The following is a 19,644-nucleotide window of genomic DNA, read 5'->3' on the forward strand; positions in this document are numbered from 1 at the left end:
CTTGATCCTCTTCCTACTTCTCGCTCGGGTGGGCCGACAGCGGCTGAATCACGCCGGTGACCCAGAGGAACTCCCACAGACTCGACGTGCCGAGCTCGACCCTCGCCTGCCCGGCCTCGGGAGGACTCCCGCTTCTGTCGGATATATCCACTTCGGCGAAGGACACTGCCGCGACGGACACGCCCTCCGCCGTTGCAGGGACCAGAGCATCGAGCGGCACCCTCGTCGCTTCGGGTCGCTGCGGTCTTGCCGTTCCCTCACCGACCGGCCGGCTCCCGAGGATGCCGCTGCTCAAGAGCACGATAGGGGTCCCGTCGCGTACCTTCACCGGCGTTTGCCCATTCGCGTGGACAAGGACCACTCGGCCGCCTTCTGTGGAGAAGCCGAATGTGGCGGTCATCGGAACGGAGATCAAGGCTCCGGCGATCACCATGCTCACGCCCAGCGCGGCGCAGACCGAGGTGAACCGCAGCCGCGACCTGCCCGACCGGAGCACCCGGTGCAGGGCCCTCCACAAAAGCCCCATCCCGACGAGCACGACGACGGCTTCCAGCGCCACCACGAACATCCCGAGAATCGGTCCGCCCGCGGCCAGCGATCGGACCGCGCGTGTGACGGCGAACAGCACCAGCACGATCGGTGCGATGAGGCTCGCGAGGCCGAACGGCACGCTCCACCACGTGTTCACGCTCTTGCTCATGCGTCGTCCGCCGAAGAGGAGGCGGGTCAGGAAGTTCGCTCCGTCGCGAATCGTCCGATTCCTGAGGTTCGGCTCGTCCAGCGCACTCATGAGCGCGATATACCCGTCGAACCGCACGAACGGGATCAGATTGACGAGAACGATGGCCGTGCAGGAGAGACCGAGGATCTGCAGGGTCTCGCGGACGACCGGTTGCGGAGCCACCAGTGCCGCCGTGAGTGCGATCGCGGCGATCACAGCGTGTACGGCCGGTCCGGCAAGCGCCACGTCCACGCGCTGCCGGCGGCGAGCCAGGCGCCAGCCATCCGTCACATCGACGAAAAAAGCGGGAGCGAGGTAGAAGAGCATGACGCCAGCGCGCCGGGGCCTGCCACCGTAGCGCGTGAGTGTGAGGCCGTGGGCGCTCTCATGGAGCAGGGTGAGGCAAGCGAGCACGGCGACGAGAACCACGATCGCCACCAAGGGTAAGGGCGTGGTGACGACATTCAGCAGCTCTCTCGCCTGAAGGATGGCGGCCACGAACCCCAGGCAGAGCAGGGTGGCAACGGATACCAGGATCACCCGGCGTGAGAGGGGCGCGATCAAACGGTCCACTCGACCGAAGATGGCGGCCGCGCGAAGCGTTGCGATCTGCAGCGTGAACGGAGGCCGATAGGTCAGCCGACCGGGCGGCAGCTTCGTTTCGCCCTCGAGCAGCCCCGTGGCGCGAAAACGCTCGACCAGCTCCAGGAAAGCCTCCGACGACTCGGATGCGGCGAAGCGCAGGTGCAGATCCTGCAGCGAGGTCGTGCCGTCCATCGCCGACAGCAGGGCGATGACCGGCGGCGAGACCCGGGATGAAGGCACGCCGTGCAGCACCGCTATCGCCATCGGTTCATCGTCGGCTCCCACGAACGTGACTCCGGACGACAGAAGCGGACACGCATTTGCAGTGAGCGGAGTCGGCGTGGATCTCTTCCGCCCCCGAAGCGAGCTAGTCGGAAACATCGCCATCCGCCAGCCCCGGGGTTGCCGGCCACGAAGTCTTGAGAAGGAGGATCTCCGCGCCGAGGTGCGTTCGAACGGGAGATACAGCGGGCTCGTCGAAACCGGCTTCGACGAGTTCTCTCGAGAGGACTTCGTGGCTGAGAAGCTGCAATCTGCTCGTGAGAACGGTGACTTCTCCCCCGTCTGTCAGGTCAGAGGCACGGACCCAGTTGACCACCCGCGCCGCGCCGTCCGGTTCCACCTGCTGCGAGAAGAGATAGATCTCGTCTTGGCCTGCACCGGGGACCCTGATCTCTTGCTCCCTCGGCACGGCAAGGCTGTGCGCAGACGCCCCTGCGGCGACCGTGAAGGCGAACACCCCTCCGGGCGCGAGGTGACGCTGCACGTTCGCGTAGAGAAGCGATCTCCCCACGCGGTCGAGCAACGTGATGGATGTCGCGCCGATGATGACGAGCCCGTATCGACGTCCCAGGGAGAAGTCGCGCATGTCCGCGACGACGCACTCCCATGCCGACTGGTCCGGCAGGGCACGACGAAGATGGGCGAGCATGTCGTCCGAGAGGTCGACGGCGGTGACTCGATTACCGGATCTCACCAGCGGGATCGTCAGCCTCCCGCTGCCAGCCGCGACATCGAGGATCGGACCGGCGGTGTCTCTTGCAAGCGCTAGCACTTCTCGAATCTCTGCGCGATCGGAACCGACCAGCCGCTCGTAGAAGTCGGTGCCGGTGCCCGCGTACAGGTCCTGCTCCTGGGGGACGGCGCCGACCATCTCCAGTCGCGCCGACATGGCTTCGGTGATGAAACCTGACATTCAACAATCGCCTTTCAGCGGGGAGCAATGGGGTGCGGGCGCGCGATGCGCCCGCACCCCTCGGTCAGGTCGCGATCGCGGCCGCACCGCCGATGATGGCGATGATGTAGCTCGCGTGCTCCCACCATTCGAGTGGCGAGTCGATCTGTTCGAGTTCCTGGAACTCCAGCGACTTCGTCTGCAATTCATACCTCCTGGGTCGACATGCGAATGCGACTCCTACGTCAGCGCGAGGATTCCGATGATCACGCCAACGGCGAAGCCCCGCATGTAGTCATCAGCGTCGTTCAGTGCTTCCATAGCCTCGAGTTCGGTGAACTCGAGCTTCGGGGTTGTGGCTTGCATGCTGCCTTCCCTTCTCTTGTCGATTGATCCGGCCGATGAGATCACGTGGCAGCGGCCGCGCCGATCCCGATGAGTATCAGAGCGCTTCCGACGCCCCGGTAGAAGCTCTCCCAGTCGGGGGCATCCATCTCCTCCAGCTCTTGGAAGTGGATCTGCTTTTCCGTGCTGTGGTTCATTCAATTCACCTCCTCCGATGCGAATGTCGATGGTCGGCACGCGTTGCCGACCGGCTGAGGGCTCCAGCAGGAATCGCGGAGCACGTCGCAGAAGTCTTGTGCGACGAGACCTGGGAGCATCGGGTGGTGATTTCCCCATGCTCGTTCTGTGGCAGCGGAGATGCGGCCGATATCGTGAGCGCTCGGCCGCCGTGGACACGGGATCCCCCAGCGGTCGATGAGCGCAGCGATGCCGGCGGGTGGATGGAGCGGCAGTGCCACCCCGCCTGCGATCCTCGTCCAGAAGTCCTCAAGGCTCTCCCGATCGCCCCACCTCGCGTCTCCCGAGCAGATCCGGCGCCAGATCGCAGCGATGACCGCGGCTGTGGCGACCATCTTGCGCACCTCGAGCAGGAAGGCGACCTCGTTCGCGAGGTACCAGTGGCGCGCGCTGTAGGGGTCACCGCGCAGTGCCGCCGTGCGCTGCGTGGCTGCGCTCAAGCGAGCGAGACGCAGCCTCCCCGCGGCGGACGCCGAGTCGCGAGCGGCCGTTTCGAGGAGCGCCCTGCCGAGGGCGACGGCGTCGCCGTTCGCCCTGGCGCTTCGTCGAGAACTCGTCGACGCACCCGCCAGACGCAGGAACGCCTCCATCGCCCCTTCCCTGACTGCGGCGTGCGAGAGGGTGATCAGGTTGGACGGATCGATGATCGCGTGACGCGGTCTCAGAGAGCGCCCGACGATGAGCCGGTAGCCTCCTTCGTTCTTGAGGATGCCGACGCTGTTCGTCTCCGACGAGGTGCCGAGCGTCGTCGGCACCGCCACGATCTCCACGGGCGGCGGCGAATCGGGCAAGAAGGTCAGCGCTGACCTCGATGCATGCCCGACGGCGTAATCGAACACCCGTCCGGGGGCGAGCGCCAGGGCCGCGATCTTGCTCGCATCGAGAATGCTACCCCCGCCGACCGCCACGATGACTCGGGGAGGACGACGAACGATCTCGCGTGCGATGTCCGTCACCGTCGTGACATCCACCGCGAGTGCGTCGACGGCGATCATCCGCGCGCCGTAGTCGTCCAGCAGGGGAACGGTGACGGCCGAATCCGCGATCACGAGAGTCTCGCGCCCTGCCGTGAGGGATACCACCCTCTCGCGCGCCAGCCCTGTCCCGTGCCACAGCGTGGGAATGCGCTCGGCAGATTCCCGGGTCATGCGGAGAGCTCCCACGCCTGCACGACACCCGCACGCACCGCCGTATCCATCTCGATGAGTTCGGCAGCGGTGAACCCATACGCGGGAATCAGTTCGATGCAGCTCGGCCCCGGCTGCACCACGACGCCTTTCTCCGCGATTGCGGAGACGACGCGGAGAACCTCGGGGCCGGACAGCGGATTCCCGTCTCGGTCGTGGAGTTCCAGTCCAAGGAAGCAGCCGCGTCCCGCGACCCGGTCGACGACACCGTCCGACACCAACCGCGTCGTGAGCTGCGACAAGTCGTCGGCCAGTGACGTGGTCACCGATTCCACGTCGATGCGGTGCAGTTCTTCGATGACGGCGACGATGGCCGCCGCGCACGCGGGTGTGCCCGCCTGCGTCTCGCCGTGAACGAACGTCCAGCCTCCTCGGACGAACTCGGAGGCCAGTCGGTGCCCGATGAGGAGTGCGGCGGCGCCCATCGCGCCGTTCGTCAGCGCTTTGGAGAGAATGAGGACGTCGGGTGCGGCGGCCCAGCGGTCAGTGGCGAACATCGTCCCGGTGCGGCCGAATCCTGTCGCGACCTCATCGGCCACGATCAGGAACCCGTACTCCTCTCGGAGAGCGAGAAGACGGGACACGAAGGCAGCGGAGAGCGCGTACGCCCCGCTGCCGAGGACGGGCTCGACGACCACCGAGGCCACCCGCGAGCCTTCGCGTGAGAGCAATGTCGCCAGCTCTTCCCCGTCGTCGCTGTGCGAGACGTGCCGCACTGACCTGCGGTCGACCGAATACACCGCTTGGAGGAGGTCATCGCCGCTCAGCGCGTGACTGCCGTACATGGTGCCGTGATAGCTGCCCTTCAGACCGACGACGAGCGAGCGGGATCCGGCCCCCTTCTGTGCCCAGTACTGCCGTGTCAGCTTCACGGCCGCATCATTCGCTGCTCCGCCCGATGTGGAGAAGATGACACGGCCGTACCTGCTCGGGTTCGCCAGTTCGACGAGAGCCTCCGCCGCGACTTCCGCGTACCTGTGCGGCGCTCTGAACAGGGAGAGGTACGAGGCATCATGTGTCGCCCTGCTCACTGCTTCGGCGACCGCGGGGTTGCCGAAGCCGAGTGGAGCGTTCCATAGCCCACTCGTCGCGCAGAGCCGAGTCGAGCCGTCTGCGAACTCGATTCGATTTCCGGCCGCGCCGACGGCGATCCGGTCACTCGTGAAGGTCGCGTCTGCCGGGAGCATCGAGGTCCACAGCGCGTGCGGGTCGGTCATGCGTCGACTCCCGTGGTGCGTCGTACGGAGGCAGCGCGGCTGCCGAAATGTATGCCGAGAGCCGCAAGGGCCTCACCGCACAGGGATCCCGCCTCCGGCACGGGAATGCCGAGCTGCCGCGCCACGCGCTCCGCCGCGAGCTGCTGAGCGCTCGAGGTCTGCACGACCGCGACCACCAAGGCGGTCAGGGGCGACAGCAGCTGGCGCCTCCGGGTGGTGGGGTCTGCCAGCAGGAAGCCGTCTGCGGTCTCGAGCAAGAATGGATCGCTCGCCTGCGGTTCGGCATCGTCGAGGGCATCGTCGATCAGCGACCAGCCGAACCCCGCGATCCTCGCCGCACCGTTGGCGAGCCGGAGTATCTTCATGAGATCCGTTGCGTTGAGGTATCGACCGATCCATCTCCGACTCGCGAGATCAGCGAGGAAGACCTCCCTGGGTGCGATGTCTTCCCACACAGCAACATGGGGAAGCGGGACCGTGAGCAAGCGGTGCAGGTCGTCGACGTGGCCGATGACGGGCCCTCGAACACCGATGCTGGCGCTGCCATCGGGACTCACTCGGATGGCACTCGGAGCCTCGAGAGCACCGGGGTCGGCGACCGCTGCGCGGTTCGCGAGGAGAATCCTGGGGTCGATCAACGCTGAGGGAAAGACGCCCGTCTGGCGGGCGAGCTCAGCGTCGTCGAGGAAGGCACGCCAACTCGACATGTCGAAAAAGCACACTGCAGTGGGTCCGACGATCTGCACGTAGTCGGCTGCGACATAGTCCTGGAGCTCGACTCTGCGTTCGCCGAAGAACAGCTCGTCACCGACATCATGAAGCGCTCCGCCGTAATGGACGGCCGTGGCGGGTCCGGCATATGGCTCGCTGTCCGCCGGCAACAGAACGACGTCGCCCTTGCCCGCCACCGTGTTCAGGCTCCGCGCCGAAGCTCCGCTCTCGACGAGAAAGACCCGCGGGTACTGTTCACGCGATCCGGTGATCCACTCCCGCAGCGCCCGGGCTCCGACGGCGTCCCTCTCCACGCCTGCCGCCTCGTCCCGCGTCATGCTCCATCCCGCCGCATCGCCGTGAGGTCGAGCCCTGCCGCCGCGAATCTGTCTCGTAGCTCGCGCACCAACGGAGTCACACTGCTCACCCGGCTCCCGAGTTCGATCGCAAGCAGTGCCGCGGCCTCCGACTCGTCAGACGTGGCGATCAGACATTCGGCCGCCCTCGCGGAATCGACGGTGAGACGTATGCGTCTGCGGTTGATCCGATCGACCAGGACGTATTCATCGCCGTCCCCTGTGACGAGGAAGGGTGCGCGTGCCGACAGTGCCGCGGGGTACGACCCGCCCTCGTCGAGCGCCGCGACAAGGTGGCCACCGAAGCCGGAAATGGCGGGGCGCTCGGGCGCGCTCCCCCAGAGTCGCAGCAGGTCGAGAGCCGCCAGATAGCGCTCGAACCACGGGCGGTCGTCGAGGTCCGCCTCGAGGACTCGCGGGTCGACGATCCCGGCGAATGATCGGCCGCGCCCCGCCCTCGACGCTGCCTCCGACTCGACGTCGGCCCGTTCCTCCCCCACTTTCCCGAGGAGAAGCCCATCGGGTCCGTCTCGATACTCGCCGCGACGCGTGACATGGATTCGTACAAGCGAATCGCCGGCGGAGTCAGCCGGGAGAAAGGAGTCCCGGGAATCCAACCGCACGTCGGCACTCAGGAGCTGTCCGATGAAGGCCCCGGACTCCCACGCCGTGTCGGCATCGCTGAGGAAGGCGGCGATGGCTGCTGCCGAGCGCTGCCGGACGACGGTCGGTCCGACGACGGAGAGGAACGGGAGGGCGATGTAGTCCTGCAGCTCGAAGGTGTGCCGCCCATCGAGGGTGATCTCGTCGCCAGGCTCCATGTAAGAACCGTCGTATCCGATGGTCCGGGGATCCGCATGTGGTGCGAGGGCGGCGGCGGGGGCGATCACGACGTCGCAGGGCTCTGCCACACGAAGCACTTCGTCGAGGTGGTCTCCGGATTCGAGAAAGAACACCGCACCCTCGACGATCCCTCGCCTCCCGGTGACGTACTGCTCGAAAGCGGTCGCCGTGCGGTGGCCGGGCCGTGACGCCGTGGTCGAGCTGTCTTGCATGTTTCCCCCAGAAGCACGAATCCCGTTTGAAGATGATGTGTCCTCATCTGAGGTTATACACGCGACGTGTGACATGCAATATTCCGTCCACAGGTCCGTCGGAAGCGGCCATCGCTGAGCGCGACGACCCTGTCACGCCGCCCTCCCCCGATCGGATAGGATGGACAGGTTGTTCCTGGTGACGTGTCCGAGCGGCCGAAGGAGCACGCTTGGAAAGCGTGTGTTGTGCAAGCAACCGCGGGTTCGAATCCCGCCGTCACCGCCAGAAACGCAAGAAGGGTCTCCGCGCCAGCGGGGGCCCTTCTTGCGTGTCTATCGAGCACTGGGGATTCGGGGAGGAGCGAGCGCAGCGAGCACCGGAGTCCCGCCGTCACCGCCAGAAACGCAAGAAGGGTCTCCGCACCAGCGGAGGCCCTTCTTGCGTTTCTCTCGAGTACCGGGGATCAGCCGTCAGCCGTCGAAGCGCACGCCGTAGATCTGCCCACCGGGCGCCGCCGGGAGCCGCGTCATCCCGAGCCGCTCGTAGAACGCGGCCGCTCCGGCGTTGTTCGGGTCGATCCCCAGGTGCAGGCCGCGCACCCCGCGGCGGGTGAGCTCGGCGAACAGGGTCTCCATGAGCCCACGCCCGAGCCCCTGCCCCTGCGTCTCCGGCAGCAGATCGATGTGGAGGTGCGCGGGGTACTCCGCGGCGTTCGGCTCGATGCCGGGAGCGCGCTCGTACCCGTACTCGACCATGCGGTCCTCGCGGGTCGTGGGCTCCGCGGGCCGCGGGTAACGCTCCTGCAGCGTGGGCCACCACTCGTCCCGGAACCAGGCGTAGAACGCGTCGGTGTCATCCGTCGCCACGATGTAGCCGATCGTCCGCTCGTCGTCGCTCTCCACGACCCAGGCGAGGTCAGGGTGCCGTTCGGCATAGGGAACGGCGAACAGGTCGCCCCACAGCGAGTCGTCGGGGAGGATGCCGGTCGCATCGCCTCCCGCATCGGCGGTCTTCACGCAGATGTCGTACAGCGCGGCACGATCGGTGGGGCGGTAGGGACGGATGCGCGACACGAAGGCTCCTCTGACTGAACGGTCGGAATCAGCCTATCGGCGCGTCGACCTAGGACTTCTTCCGCTGCACCCACGGCAGCAACCAGGCCGCCAGCACGAGTACCACGCCGGCGCCGACGAGGGCACCGCCGAGCGTGTCGGTGGCCCAGTGCACCGACAAGAAGGTGCGCGAGAGCGCCATCGCGAGCACCCACAGTGCACCGAGGATCGCCGTCCACACGCGCGGGAACAGCACCCAGATCACGAGGGCGATCGTCGCGGCATTCGCGGTGTGACCCGACGGGAAGGAGCCGTAGTCGCTCACCACCAGCATGTCCTCGGGCCGCGCTCTCCCGAAGAGCTGCTTCAGCAGCTGCACGGCGCCGGCGCTCGCGGCGAAGCACACGGCCGCGAACACCGCGCTACGCCACCGGCGCGCCAGCAGGAGAGCGAGGATCGCCAACAGCGGCACCCCGAGGATCGCCACCCAGCCCCCGCCGATCCAGTCCATGACCAACGCGAATTGCAGCAGCCAGTCGCCCCGGATACCCGCGACCATCTCGTTCCACCAGTGGTCGAAGCCGGGCGTCTCGGGATAGACGAACACCACCACGGCACCGAGGGCCGTCGCGAGGGCGAGCAGGCCCACTCCCCACCACAGCAGCATCCGTCTGTCCATCGTCCCATTCTGCGGGACGACGCGGCGCCGATCAGGGATTGAGCATCCCTACGGTCCGCGGTCGCACGACGAACCAGAGCGAGAGGATGCCGATGACGGCGCAGCCCACCATGACCGAGGCCATGGTGGTCGCGGTGATCCCGGAGCCGTGGGAGAGCCATCCGACGACCGGGGAGATGAGCCCGGCGACACCGAAGTTCGTCGCGCCGATGATAGAGGCCGCGGTGCCGGCCGCCTTCCCGTGACGATCCAACGCGAGCACCTGCACATTGGGGAACGTGAAGCCGCAGGCGGTCATGAACACGAAGAGCGGGATGACCGTTCCCCAGAGCCCGAGCCCGAGCTGGTCTGTGACGATGATCGCGACGCCCGCGAGCAGCAGCACCCCGGTGGAGTACGCCATGACCCACTGCGGTCCGAAGCGCGCGGCCAGCCGAGACGCGGTCTGCACGCCGGCGACCACGCCGAGCGAGTTCACGGCGAACAATAGGCCGTACTCCTGCGCATCGAGCCCGTGCGTCTCCTGGAACAGGAAGGGCGATGCCGAGAGGTAGGAGAACAGGCCGGAGAAGGTCATGCCGCCGATCACCAGCACACCGATGAATACCCGGTCCGTGAGCACCGAGCGGTAGCGCTGCAGCATGGTCGCGCCCCCGCGGTCCTGCCGGCGGGCGACGGGCAGCGTCTCGGGGATGAACAGGATCGCCGAGAGGAGCATCACGATGCCGTACGCGGCGAGGACTACGAAGATCCCCCGCCAGGGCATGAGGGTGAGGAGCCACGAGCCGATGAGCGGCGCGATGACGGGGGCGACACCCGACACCAGAGCGAGCCGCGAGAGCATCACGACCAGGCGGCGGCCGCCGAACAGGTCGCGCACGATGGCCATGGCCACGACGCCACCGGCCGCGGCCCCCACTCCCATGAGCACGCGCGCGGCGCTGAGCAGGGCGAGGTCCGGGGCGAAGGCGGCGCCGATGCTGGCGAGGACGTGCAGCGCCGTGACCGCGATCAGCGGCACCCGGCGGCCGACCTTGTCGCTGAGCGGACCGACGACGAGCTGCCCGAGGGCGAAGCCGATCATCGTGCCGGTGAGGGTCAGCTGGATCGCGGCGGCCGTGGTCTGGAAGTCCTCTTCCAGCACCGGGAAGGCCGGGAGGTAGAGGTCGATCGTGAACGGGCCGAGCGCCGTGAGCGCGCCGAGCAGGATGATGTAGAGCGTCCGGCGACCGACGGGGATCGCGTCCCCCGGGTGCAGCATGATCGGGGCGGTCGCCGGGTTCGCACCGAGGGTGCGGATGGCGCCGGTGGCCGTGGAGGTGCGGATGCTGCCGGTGGCGGTGCGCTCGGGTTCTGCGGACGGAACGGCGTCCGACCCGTCGGGTCGCGAGGTGGGGATGGAGTCAGTGCGGGGAGCGTCGGACACGACGTCCTTCCAGAGTTCGGGTGCGCGCGGTCGAATCGATTCGGCCTGAGGGGAAGCACCCATGTTACCGCCGCAGCGGCGTCGCCATCCCTCGCCTGGATCGAGAACGCACCCCGACCGTGCCGGAGGTGCGTTCTCGGAGCCGCGTGATGCGGGAGCTCAGCGCGCGACGCGCTCCAGCCCCTGCTCGAGGTCGGCGATCAGGTCGCCGATGTCCTCGATCCCGACCGAGAGCCGCACGACGTTCTCGGGGACGGCGAGCTCGGTGCCGCGCACCGACGCGTGCGTCATGTCCGGCGGGTACCCGATGAGGGATTCCACACCGCCCAGCGACTCGGCCAGTTGGAACAGGGAGGTGCTCTCGGCGAAGGCCCGCGCGGCGTCGGCGCCCGCGGCGAGCCCGAGCGAGAGCATCCCTCCGAATCCGCTCATCTGCTTCGCGGCGATCTCGTGACCGGGGTGCGAGGCGAGTCCGGGGTAGTACACCTGCGCGAATTCGGGACGCGCCGCCGCCCACTCCGCGATCGCCTGCGCGTTCTCGGAGTGCTGCCGCATCCGCAGTGCGAGCGTCTTGATGCCGCGGGTGGTGAGCCAGGCGTCCAGGGGCGCGGACACCGCACCGACGGCGAACTGCTGGAACTTCACCTGGTCGAAGAAGCGGTCGTCGCCGAACACGACGGCGCCCCCGAGCACGTCGGAGTGTCCGCCGAGGTACTTCGTCGTGGAATGCACGACCAGGTCGGCCCCGAGTGCGAGCGGCTGCTGCAGCGCGGGCGAGGCGAACGTGTTGTCCACGACCACGATCGCGCCGGACTCGTGTGCGATCTCGGCGATCAGCGCGATGTCGACGACCTTCAGCAGGGGGTTGCTCGGCGTCTCCAGCCACACGATCTTGGTCTCGGGGCGGATCGCGGCGCGGAGCACATCCACGTCCGAGAGCTCGACCGTCGTCGTGTCGATGCCCCACGGTGCCAGCACCTTGGTGAGCAGTCGGTAGGTCCCGCCGTACACGTCGTTGCCGAGGAGCACGTGGTCGCCGGGCTTCAGGATGCCGCGCAGCAGCGCATCTTCGGCGGCAAGTCCCGAGGCGAATGAGAGGGCGCTCGCACCGCCTTCGAGCGCGGCGAGCTGCGTCTCGAGCGACGACCGCGTGGGGTTGCCGGCACGGTTGTACTCGTAGCCCTCGCGGAACCCGCCGATGCCGTCCTGCACGTGCGTGGAGGACTGGTAGATCGGCGGGATGATCGCCCCCGTCGTCGGATCGGGAGCTTGTCCTGCATGGATGGCGCGGGTGGCGAAGGCGTGGTCGGACATGCCCTCAGCCTACGACCGCCCTCGCAACGGCGGCCTTCCCGTTACGCCCGGGGTCATCGGCCGCCCGACGCTCAGCGGGACAGGTACCCGAGCAGATCCTGGCGCGTCAGGACGGTGTGCGGCTTCCCGTCTTCCGTGACGAGCAGCGCATCGGCGTCGGCGAGCGCCGTCTTCGCCTGGGCGACCGAGGCATGGATGCCGATGAGCGGAAGCCGCTCCCCCACATGTGCGCCGACGGCATCCGTCGCACTCGCGTCGCCACGGAACAGCAGGTCGAGCAGTCCCTTCTCGTCGACCGTGCCGACAACCTCGCCCATCATGACGGGCGGTTCGGCGCTGAGGACGACCAGCTGCGAGACGTCGTACTGCGTCATCATCCTGATGGCCTCGAGCACCGTGTCCGTCGGGTGCGCGTGCACGAGGTCGGGAATCCCCTCCCCCTGGCGCGACGGCCGTGCGGCGAGCACGTCGGCGACGGTCTCGCCCTCTTCCACGTCGCTGAATCCGTAGGACCGCATCCACCCGTCGTTGAAGATCTTGCCGAGGTAGCCGCGGCCACCGTCCGGAAGGAGCACGACCATGACGGCATCCGCGGGCAGATCCCGCGCCACGCGCAGCGCGCCGACGACGGCCATGCCGCTCGATCCGCCGACGAGGATCCCCTCCTCGCGCGCCAGCCGCCTCGTCATCGCGAACGAGTCCGCATCGCCCACGGCCACGATCTCGTGCGGGACGGTCGGGTCGTAGGCACCGGGCCAGATGTCCTCCCCGACGCCTTCGACGAGGTAGGGGCGACCGGTGCCGCCGCTGTAGACGCTGCCCTCCGGGTCGACGCCGACGATGCGCACGCGGCCTTCCGACACCTCGCGGAGGTATCGTCCGGTGCCCGTGATCGTGCCGCCCGTACCGACTCCGGCCACGAAATGCGTGACCTTCCCCTCGGTGTCGCGCCAGATCTCCGGCCCGGTGGTCTCGTAGTGGCTGCGAGGGCCGTTCGGGTTCTCGTACTGGTTCGGCTTGAACGCGCCGGGGATCTCACGGGTGAGTCGGTCGCTGACGCTGTAGTACGACTCCGGGCTGTCCGGCGCAACCGAGGTCGGGGTCACGACGACTTCCGCCCCGTAGGCCCGCAGCACGTCGATCTTGTCCTCGCCCACCTTGTCGGGCAGCACGAACACGCACTTGTATCCGCGCTGTTGAGCGACCAGCGCGAGACCCACTCCGGTGTTGCCGCTGGTGGGTTCGACGATCGTGCCACCGGGCTTCAGGTCGCCCGATGCCTCGGCGGCATCGATGATGCGCGCGGCGATGCGATCCTTCGACGACCCACCCGGGTTCAGGTATTCGAGCTTGACGAGCACCGTGCACGCGACGCCCTCGGTGACGCGCGTGAGCTTCACGAGGGGCGTGTCGCCGACGAGGTCGACGATCGAGTCTGCGTACTTCATGACTTCAGGGTAGACGCGCGGATGCCGCGGGCGGGGCTGTGTTTCACCCGCCCGCGGCATCCGTTCTCGTGGAAGGACCGGAGTCCTTCGATGCGTCAGCCCTTCGTCGATCCCGCCAGCAGCCCGCGGACGAAGTAGCGCTGCAGTGCGAAGAACACGATCAGCGGAACGATGATCGACACGAACGCGCCCGCCGTCAGCAGGTACCAGCCCTCGCCGCGACCCGTGATCTCGGCGAGCACCTTCGTGATCGGCGACGCGGCTCCGTCGGCGAACACGAGGGCCACGAGCAGATCGTTCCAGACCCAGAGGAACTGGAAGATCGCCACCGACGCGATCGCCGGCATCGTGAGCGGCAGCACCACCCGGAAGAAGATCTGTCCGCGCGAGGCTCCGTCGACGCGCGCGGCCTCGATGATCTCGCCGGGGATCTCCGACATGAAGTTGTGCAGCAGATAGATCGCGAGCGGCAGCGCGAACATCGTGTGGGCGAACCACACCTGCGCATAGCCGCCGGCGACATCGAGTCCCTCCGTCACCTGGACGCCGAACAGGTTGATCCCGCGGGAGAACGACGACAGGAGGGGGACGAGCGCCATCTGGATCGGTACGATCTGCAGCGCGAACACGAAGATGAACAGCGCGTTGCGGCCCTTGAAATCGATCCACGAGAACGCGTACGCCGCCATCGCCGCGATCATCAACGGGATGAGCGTGGCCGGGATGGTGATGACGATCGAGTTGAAGAAGGACTCCAGGATCGTCAGCTGGGTGGTGCCGGACTGCAGCACAGCCACGTAGTTGTCCAGCGTCAGCTGCGGGTTGGTGAAGACCGTCCACCACCCGGTGGTCTCGATCGCGTCCCGCTCGCGGAACGACGAGATGAAGAGCCCGAGCGTCGGAACGGTCCACATGACGGCGATGATGATCGCTGCGACACTCGCCCAGGGCCGGCTGAGGCGCTTGCGCGCGCGTCCGGCGGAAGCATCGAACCGGCCTGCGGTCGTGATGGCCCGCGTGCTGTCGCCGGTGTCTGTCTTCACGGTGTCGGTCATCGGATCTCCCGCTGCTTCTTGATCTGGCGTGCGTTGTAGATGACGATCGGCAGCACCAGGATGAACAGGATGACGGACAGCGCAGCGCTGCGACCCGCCTCGAACTTCGAGAACTGGGTGTACATCTCGTTCGCCAGCACCGAGGTGCCGTAGTTTCCACCGGTCATCGTGCGGACGATGTCGAACACCTTCAGGGAGGCGATCGAGATCGTGGTCAGCACGACGATGAGCGCCGGACGGATCGAGGGGATCGTCACCGACTTGAAGCGCTCCCAGGCGTTGGCGCCGTCGAGCTCAGCCGCCTCGAGCAGTTCGGCCGGGACGCCCTTGATCGACGCCGAGAGCACGACCATCGCGAAACCGGTCTGCACCCAGATCAGCACCACGATGAGCGCCAGGTTGTTCCACGGACCGTTCAACAGGAACTGCTGCGGCTCACCGCCGAACCAGACCAGGATCTGGTTGAGCAGACCGATCTGCTCGAACTCCGGGCCGCGGTAGGCGTACACGAATCGCCAGATGATGCTGGCGCCCACGAACGAGATGGCCATCGGCATGAAGACCAGCAGTTTGTAGATCTTCTCGCCGCGCGTCCGGTCGATGAACACCGCATAAGCCAGGCCGATCATGGTGGAGAGCGTCGGGACGAGCAGCACCCACACGATCGTGTTGATCACCGCGGTCACGCCGTCGGACTGCGTGAAGATCCAGAGGTAGTTGGAGAAGCCGACGAAGTCGCTGCCGGTCGAGTTCCAGAACGACGCGTACACGGTCTGGATCGACGGCAGGATGAGTCCGGCGAGGAGGAGCAGCATGGCCGGGGCCATGAAAGCCACGAGCTGGATCAGGTATCCCGCGCCGTCGCGGGACCGGTAGTCCAGGAAGAAGAACAGCGCGCCGACGGCGACCGCGACTCCCATCGCCCAGTAGTAGGAGTTGAAGAACCACATCACCGCGAGCGGGATGAGCAGGCACATCGCGAGACGGATGCCGGTGTAGAGCGCGCCCTTGCGCGGCGCGATGTCGACGAGCAGCAGGATGATCACCACGACCACCGCGAATGCGATGACCACGGCCACGGCCTGGAGGATCGGCGGGAGTGTCCCGATCCATTGGAAGAACACAGTCGCGTTCATGGAATCCCCTTCATGAGACGGAGCTGATCAGCGGTCGGCGCGGCGATGCGCTGACCGGGTGTGAGAAGGAGGGCCGCCCATCGGGGCGGCCCTCCTCATCCGATCAGCTGGAAGGCCAGCCGGTCTCGATCTGGGTCAGCACCTCATCGGTGGAGGTCCCGTTGATCCAGGCGACCATGCCCTTCCAGAAGGTGCCGGATCCGACAGCACCCGGCATCTGGTCCGACCCGTCGAAGCGGAACGTCACCGAGTCGTCCTGGAGCAGCTTGATCGACTCCTGCAGGATCGGGTCCTCGACCACGTCGAGGTCGACGCCCTTGTTGGCCGACGTCACGCCACCGAGGGCGAGACGGCTGTTGGCCCACTCGGGGCTGGACAGGTACTCGAGCACCTTCTGCGTCGCCTCGGAGTCGCTGAATGCACCCACGATCTCGCCACCACCGGTGATGAGGGTCTCATCCGGGTTCGGGCTCGGCGTCAGGAACGCCCAGACGTCGCCGTCCTCGGCGAAGTTCGTGCCCTCGGGGTAGAAGCCCGACAGGAACGAGGCCTGGTGGGTCAGCCCGCACTCGCCGCTGGCGACCTTCGCGGCCACGTCACCGAACGCGGTGGAGTTGATCGAGCGCACGTCACCGAAGCCGGCGTTGACGTACTCCGGGTTCAGCAGGATCTCACCCGTGGCGTCGAACGCCTCCTTGATCTGCGGGTCGGTGAAGGGGACCTCGTTCTTGACCCACTGGTCGTAGACGTCGGGGCCCGCGTTGCGGAGCACGAGGTCTTCGATCCAGTCGGTACCCGGCCACCCGGTCGCGACACCGGACTCGAAGCCGGCGCACCAGGGGGCGGCACCGCTCTTGTCCTTGATGGTCTGCGTCAGCGTCAGCAGCTCGTCCCAGCTGGTCGGCTCCTCGACACCCCATTCAGCGAACTTGGTGGGCGAGTACCAGACCCAGCCCTTGACGCTCGCCATCAGCGGTGCGCCGTAGAACGTGCCGTCGTAGGTGCCGAAGTCGACCCAGCCCTGCGTCCAGTACTCCTCGGCGTTCTTCTTAACCGCTTCCGGAGCCGGCTTCAGCAGATCACGCGAGGCGTAGTCCGCGAACAGACCGGGCTGCGGGAAGATCGCGATGTCGGGCGGGTTGCCGCCCTGCGCGCGGGTGCCGAGCTGCGTCTCGAAGTCCTGGCTTCCCTCGTACTTGATCTCGATGTCGTTCTCCTTCTCGAAATCCGCCCAGGATTCCGCGAGGAGTTCGGCTTCGCCCTCGACGATCGTGCCGTAGATCGTGACGGTGTTGTCTCCGCCGCCACCTCCGCCGCCTCCGGAGGTCCCACCGGGAGCCCCGCATCCGGCGAGCGCGATGCCCGCGACCCCCAGCAGGGCGAGCGGCGCGTAACGCCGGGAACGCTGTGACAGAGCCATGTGAATTCTCCTCTTCGAGTACAGGGTCCCGACCTGATTCGATGCCACCCCGCGGCATCGGTAGGGAACCGATTCCAGGCCAACCTACTGGCGATCGATATCCCGACACAACACGGAAGGGTCACAAGCTCACAACCATTCGACTCTCCTCCATGACGTCGGTGGGAGCGCTCCCTCGCGCGCAGTGTGGAACCGGTTCCTTTTGAGCGCCTCGGCGACTACGCTGTCACCCGGCGCGGCCACCGCGCCGCCACCCACGCAACCGCGTGAACAGGTCGAGGAGGACCGATGAGCACGATCGCAGACGTCGCTGCGCGTGCCGGGGTGTCGAAGGCCACCGCGAGTCGAGCACTGAGCGGACGCGGCTACGTCTCGGACGACACCCGTGCCCGCGTCGCGGATGCGGCCCGCGAGCTGTCGTATGTCGCGCACTCCTCCGCGACGAGCCTGGCCACCGGTCGGACGCAGACCGTCGGCGTCGTGATGCCGCCCGTGGACCGCTGGTTCTTCGCCGAGCTGCTGGCGGGGATCCAGGAGTCTCTGTTCGCGCTCGACTACGACCTCTCCCTCTACGGGGTACCTGAGCGCTCGCAGACCCGGGAGCGGCTGTTCGAGAACGTACTGCCGGGGCGCCGCTTCGACGGCATCATCGCGGTGGGCATCCAGCCCAGCGCGCGCGAGCTCGAACGCCTGCAGCGCACCGGGCGCCCGCTGGTGAGCGTGGGCCCGTACAGCGACGGGTCGAGCGCGGTCTCGATCGACGACACGGCTGCGGCGCGCATCGCCACCGAGCATCTGATCGAACTCGGCCACACCGACATCGCCTTCGTCGGCGGATCCGGGGACGGCACCGAGCAGAGCTTCGGGGACGCCCGGCGTCTGGCCGGCTACAACGATGCCATGCAGGCCGCCGCCCTCGCGGCCCACGCGCGTATCGTCGGCGCGGCGCCGACCATGCCGGGAGGGTTCACGGCGACAGCCGGCCTGCTCGGCGACCGTCGCAGCCGCCCGACCGCGATCGTCGGGGTATGCGACGAGGCGGCCATCGGCGCGATCATCGCCGCTCGCCGCCTGGGCATCGCTGTGCCGACCGAACTCAGCGTGGTGGGCATCGACGACCATGAGCACGCCGACATGTTCGCCCTGACCACGATCGGCCAATCACCCCGCGAACAGGGGCACGAGGCCGTGCGACTCCTCATGCAGCGGATCGACCGGCCGGATGCTCCGCTCGATCACCTCGCCGCAGCATCCGCCCTGGTGGTGCGCAACTCCACCGCTCCGCCGCGCTGACCCGCTCGGGAAGCGCCGGAGACGCACGAAGGCCCCGGGCGAACCCGGGGCCTTCGATCAGAAACGCGTGAGCGTCGCGATTACTTGAGGGTAACCGTTGCGCCTGCCTCTTCGAGAGCAGCCTTGGCCTTCTCGGCGGTCTCCTTGTTGGCGCCCTCAAGGACAGCCTTCGGGGCACCGTCGACGACAGCCTTGGCCTCGCCGAGACCCAGCGAGGTGAGCTCGCGGACGGTCTTGATGACCTGGATCTTCTTGTCGCCAGCAGCCTCGAGGATGACGTCGAAGGAGTCCTTCTCTTCCTCAGCCTCAGCAGCGCCTGCGCCACCCGCAGCACCGGCAACGGCGACGGGAGCAGCAGCGGTGACCTCGAACTTCTCCTCGAACGCCTTGACGAAGTCGTTGAGCTCGACGAGGGTCAGGCCGGCGAACTGCTCGAGCAGCTCCTCAGTGGTGAGCTTAGCCATGATGTATCTCCTAGATAGATGGGGTTTGTAGACGAGATCGCAGGTCGCTTACGCGGCCTCTGCGGTCTCCAGCTTTTCGCGAAGAGCATCGATGGTGGCGGCAGCCTTGCCCATCGTCGCCTTCATCATGCCCGCAGCCTTCGCCAGCAGAACCTCACGGCTCTCGAGCGCGGCGTACTTGTTGACCTCGTCCGCGGTGAGGGCGTTGCCCTCGAAGATGCCGGACTTGATCACGAGAAGCGGGTTGGCCTTGGCGAAGTCACGCAGAGCCTTGGCGGTGGCGACGAAGTCACCGTGCACGAACGCGACAGCCGACGGACCCTTGAGGTCGTCGTCCAGCGCGGAGATGCCAGCCTTGTTGGCGGCGATCTTGGTCAGCGTGTTCTTCACCACGGCGTACTCAGCGTCCTGACGGATGCTGTTGCGCAGCTCCTTGAGCTGGGCAACCGTCAGACCGCGGTACTCGGTCAGCAGGACGGCGTTCGAGTTCTCGAATGACTTCGTGAGCTCGGCGACCGATGCATCCTTCTGCGCCATGGTCACTCCTTGGTGTGTACGAGGCGCCGCACGGTGGTGGGGCGCCGACCTGGACCACCTGCACAGAAAAAAGCTCCGGCGCAAGCGCACGGAGCTTTGAGAAGTTCGTGTCCTGCGCGGGCCCCTGCTGTGCAGAGCTTCGATCCTGCGTGCTTGCGCACGCCTGATGACCAGCGGTCTTCGGTTGCCACAACTCTACCCCACCCGCTCCCGTCCCCCAAATCCCCCTCTCCCTCCCTCTCCCTCCCTCTC

20 protein-coding genes and 1 tRNA gene are annotated in these 19,644 nt (G+C 67.2%); 2 read left to right on the forward strand and 19 right to left on the reverse strand.

All coding sequences use genetic code 11. From position 1 onward, the window contains the following. Window positions 1-13: 13 nt before the first annotated feature. The 9 genes from mpaP to mpaB (DW298_RS01595) form a co-directional block, all read right to left on the reverse strand. The gene (mpaP, locus tag DW298_RS01570) at window positions 14-1,693 is read right to left on the reverse strand and encodes a daptide biosynthesis intramembrane metalloprotease (protein ID WP_342589086.1); all 1,680 of its coding nucleotides are present in this window, start codon (window positions 1,691-1,693) and stop codon (window positions 14-16) included. Then, window positions 1,674-2,501, reverse strand: coding sequence for a daptide-type RiPP biosynthesis methyltransferase (mpaM, locus tag DW298_RS01575; RefSeq protein ID WP_136040755.1), 828 nt, complete (start codon window positions 2,499-2,501; stop codon window positions 1,674-1,676). The genes mpaP and mpaM overlap by 20 nt, the downstream gene beginning before the upstream one ends. Window positions 2,502-2,565: 64 nt before the next feature. Then, on the reverse strand, window positions 2,566-2,685 hold the full coding sequence (gene mpaA3 / locus DW298_RS19765; RefSeq protein ID WP_308737017.1) for an MpaA3 family daptide-type RiPP: 120 nt from the start codon (window positions 2,683-2,685) through the stop codon (window positions 2,566-2,568). A gap of 35 nt (window positions 2,686-2,720) precedes the next feature. Beyond that, window positions 2,721-2,846 (reverse strand): MpaA2 family daptide-type RiPP, encoded by a 126-nt coding sequence (mpaA2, locus tag DW298_RS19690; RefSeq protein WP_258131036.1) that lies wholly within the window; start codon window positions 2,844-2,846, stop codon window positions 2,721-2,723. Window positions 2,847-2,887: 41 nt separating this feature from the next. Next, entirely contained in the window at window positions 2,888-3,022 is a 135-nt protein-coding gene (gene mpaA1 / locus DW298_RS19695; protein ID WP_275087554.1) for an MpaA1 family daptide-type RiPP, read from the reverse strand. Beyond that, on the reverse strand, window positions 3,023-4,210 hold the full coding sequence (gene mpaC / locus DW298_RS01580; RefSeq protein WP_136040757.1) for a daptide-type RiPP biosynthesis dehydogenase: 1,188 nt from the start codon (window positions 4,208-4,210) through the stop codon (window positions 3,023-3,025). It abuts the gene before it with no gap. Continuing rightward, window positions 4,207-5,466, reverse strand: coding sequence for a daptide-type RiPP biosynthesis aminotransferase (gene mpaD / locus DW298_RS01585; RefSeq protein ID WP_136040758.1), 1,260 nt, complete (start codon window positions 5,464-5,466; stop codon window positions 4,207-4,209). The genes mpaC and mpaD overlap by 4 nt, the downstream gene beginning before the upstream one ends. Further along, window positions 5,463-6,515: a daptide biosynthesis RiPP recognition protein gene (mpaB, locus tag DW298_RS01590; RefSeq protein ID WP_136040760.1), complete on the reverse strand. Its 1,053-nt coding sequence runs from the start codon at window positions 6,513-6,515 to the stop codon at window positions 5,463-5,465. The genes mpaD and mpaB (DW298_RS01590) overlap by 4 nt, the downstream gene beginning before the upstream one ends. Further along, complete coding sequence (gene mpaB, locus DW298_RS01595) at window positions 6,512-7,588, reverse strand: daptide biosynthesis RiPP recognition protein (protein ID WP_136040762.1); 1,077 nt, start codon at window positions 7,586-7,588, stop codon at window positions 6,512-6,514. Before mpaB (DW298_RS01595) ends, mpaB (DW298_RS01590) begins: the two co-directional genes overlap by 4 nt. A 177-nt stretch (window positions 7,589-7,765) precedes the next feature. On the opposite strand from mpaB (DW298_RS01595), the gene DW298_RS01600 reads away from it, so the two are divergent. Continuing rightward, window positions 7,766-7,853: transfer RNA gene (locus DW298_RS01600), tRNA-Ser, on the forward strand. Window positions 7,854-8,038: 185 nt separating this feature from the next. On the opposite strand, the gene DW298_RS01605 is transcribed toward DW298_RS01600, so the two are convergent. From DW298_RS01605 to DW298_RS01640, 8 genes are all read right to left on the reverse strand, one after another. Beyond that, window positions 8,039-8,641: a GNAT family N-acetyltransferase gene (locus tag DW298_RS01605; protein ID WP_136040764.1), complete on the reverse strand. Its 603-nt coding sequence runs from the start codon at window positions 8,639-8,641 to the stop codon at window positions 8,039-8,041. Window positions 8,642-8,690: 49 nt separating this feature from the next. Continuing rightward, on the reverse strand, window positions 8,691-9,299 hold the full coding sequence (locus DW298_RS01610) for a phosphatase PAP2 family protein (RefSeq protein WP_240744975.1): 609 nt from the start codon (window positions 9,297-9,299) through the stop codon (window positions 8,691-8,693). Between the two features lie 31 nt (window positions 9,300-9,330). Further along, window positions 9,331-10,725 (reverse strand): multidrug effflux MFS transporter, encoded by a 1,395-nt coding sequence (locus DW298_RS01615; protein ID WP_205820210.1) that lies wholly within the window; start codon window positions 10,723-10,725, stop codon window positions 9,331-9,333. Window positions 10,726-10,884: 159 nt separating this feature from the next. After that, the gene (locus DW298_RS01620) at window positions 10,885-12,039 is read right to left on the reverse strand and encodes a cystathionine gamma-synthase (RefSeq protein WP_136040765.1); all 1,155 of its coding nucleotides are present in this window, start codon (window positions 12,037-12,039) and stop codon (window positions 10,885-10,887) included. A gap of 71 nt (window positions 12,040-12,110) precedes the next feature. After that, on the reverse strand, window positions 12,111-13,487 hold the full coding sequence (locus DW298_RS01625) for a cystathionine beta-synthase (protein ID WP_136040767.1): 1,377 nt from the start codon (window positions 13,485-13,487) through the stop codon (window positions 12,111-12,113). A 95-nt stretch (window positions 13,488-13,582) separates the two neighbouring features. Continuing rightward, complete coding sequence (locus DW298_RS01630) at window positions 13,583-14,542, reverse strand: carbohydrate ABC transporter permease (RefSeq protein WP_136040768.1); 960 nt, start codon at window positions 14,540-14,542, stop codon at window positions 13,583-13,585. Continuing rightward, a complete protein-coding gene (locus DW298_RS01635) occupies window positions 14,539-15,678 on the reverse strand; it encodes a sugar ABC transporter permease (protein WP_136040770.1) in 1,140 nt (379 codons plus the stop codon). The genes DW298_RS01630 and DW298_RS01635 overlap by 4 nt, the downstream gene beginning before the upstream one ends. Window positions 15,679-15,781: 103 nt before the next feature. Further along, entirely contained in the window at window positions 15,782-17,098 is a 1,317-nt protein-coding gene (locus tag DW298_RS01640; protein ID WP_136040771.1) for an extracellular solute-binding protein, read from the reverse strand. Window positions 17,099-17,386: 288 nt separating this feature from the next. Here DW298_RS01640 and DW298_RS01645 point away from each other — a divergent pair, with 288 nt between their 5' ends. Continuing rightward, window positions 17,387-18,391, forward strand: coding sequence for a LacI family DNA-binding transcriptional regulator (locus DW298_RS01645; RefSeq protein ID WP_136040772.1), 1,005 nt, complete (start codon window positions 17,387-17,389; stop codon window positions 18,389-18,391). Between the two features lie 80 nt (window positions 18,392-18,471). Here DW298_RS01645 and rplL read toward each other — a convergent pair whose 3' ends face one another. Then, window positions 18,472-18,855 (reverse strand): 50S ribosomal protein L7/L12, encoded by a 384-nt coding sequence (rplL, locus tag DW298_RS01650; protein WP_029261007.1) that lies wholly within the window; start codon window positions 18,853-18,855, stop codon window positions 18,472-18,474. A gap of 48 nt (window positions 18,856-18,903) precedes the next feature. Further along, window positions 18,904-19,392: a 50S ribosomal protein L10 gene (rplJ, locus tag DW298_RS01655; protein WP_029261006.1), complete on the reverse strand. Its 489-nt coding sequence runs from the start codon at window positions 19,390-19,392 to the stop codon at window positions 18,904-18,906. Window positions 19,393-19,644: the final 252 nt, after the last annotated feature.

The organism is Microbacterium sp. A20 (assembly GCF_004794515.1).
Classification (GTDB): domain Bacteria; phylum Actinomycetota; class Actinomycetes; order Actinomycetales; family Microbacteriaceae; genus Microbacterium.

Coding starts and splice junctions, on each gene's coding strand:
- mpaB (WP_136040760.1), bottom strand. CDS start 6,515: ATGACGCGGGACGAGGCGGCAGGCGTGGAGAGGGACGCCGTCGGAGCC.
- DW298_RS01610 (WP_240744975.1), bottom strand. CDS start 9,299: ATGGACAGACGGATGCTGCTGTGGTGGGGAGTGGGCCTGCTCGCCCTC.
- mpaB (WP_136040762.1), bottom strand. CDS start 7,588: ATGCAAGACAGCTCGACCACGGCGTCACGGCCCGGCCACCGCACGGCG.
- DW298_RS01620 (WP_136040765.1), bottom strand. CDS start 12,039: ATGTCCGACCACGCCTTCGCCACCCGCGCCATCCATGCAGGACAAGCT.
- mpaM (WP_136040755.1), bottom strand. CDS start 2,501: ATGTCAGGTTTCATCACCGAAGCCATGTCGGCGCGACTGGAGATGGTC.
- mpaC (WP_136040757.1), bottom strand. CDS start 4,210: ATGACCCGGGAATCTGCCGAGCGCATTCCCACGCTGTGGCACGGGACA.
- mpaD (WP_136040758.1), bottom strand. CDS start 5,466: ATGACCGACCCGCACGCGCTGTGGACCTCGATGCTCCCGGCAGACGCG.
- mpaA2 (WP_258131036.1), bottom strand. CDS start 2,846: ATGCAAGCCACAACCCCGAAGCTCGAGTTCACCGAACTCGAGGCTATG.
- DW298_RS01630 (WP_136040768.1), bottom strand. CDS start 14,542: ATGACCGACACCGTGAAGACAGACACCGGCGACAGCACGCGGGCCATC.
- rplJ (WP_029261006.1), bottom strand. CDS start 19,392: ATGGCGCAGAAGGATGCATCGGTCGCCGAGCTCACGAAGTCATTCGAG.
- DW298_RS01645 (WP_136040772.1), top strand. CDS start 17,387: ATGAGCACGATCGCAGACGTCGCTGCGCGTGCCGGGGTGTCGAAGGCC.
- DW298_RS01635 (WP_136040770.1), bottom strand. CDS start 15,678: ATGAACGCGACTGTGTTCTTCCAATGGATCGGGACACTCCCGCCGATC.
- rplL (WP_029261007.1), bottom strand. CDS start 18,855: ATGGCTAAGCTCACCACTGAGGAGCTGCTCGAGCAGTTCGCCGGCCTG.
- DW298_RS01640 (WP_136040771.1), bottom strand. CDS start 17,098: ATGGCTCTGTCACAGCGTTCCCGGCGTTACGCGCCGCTCGCCCTGCTG.
- DW298_RS01625 (WP_136040767.1), bottom strand. CDS start 13,487: ATGAAGTACGCAGACTCGATCGTCGACCTCGTCGGCGACACGCCCCTC.
- mpaA1 (WP_275087554.1), bottom strand. CDS start 3,022: ATGAACCACAGCACGGAAAAGCAGATCCACTTCCAAGAGCTGGAGGAG.
- mpaP (WP_342589086.1), bottom strand. CDS start 1,693: ATGGCGATGTTTCCGACTAGCTCGCTTCGGGGGCGGAAGAGATCCACG.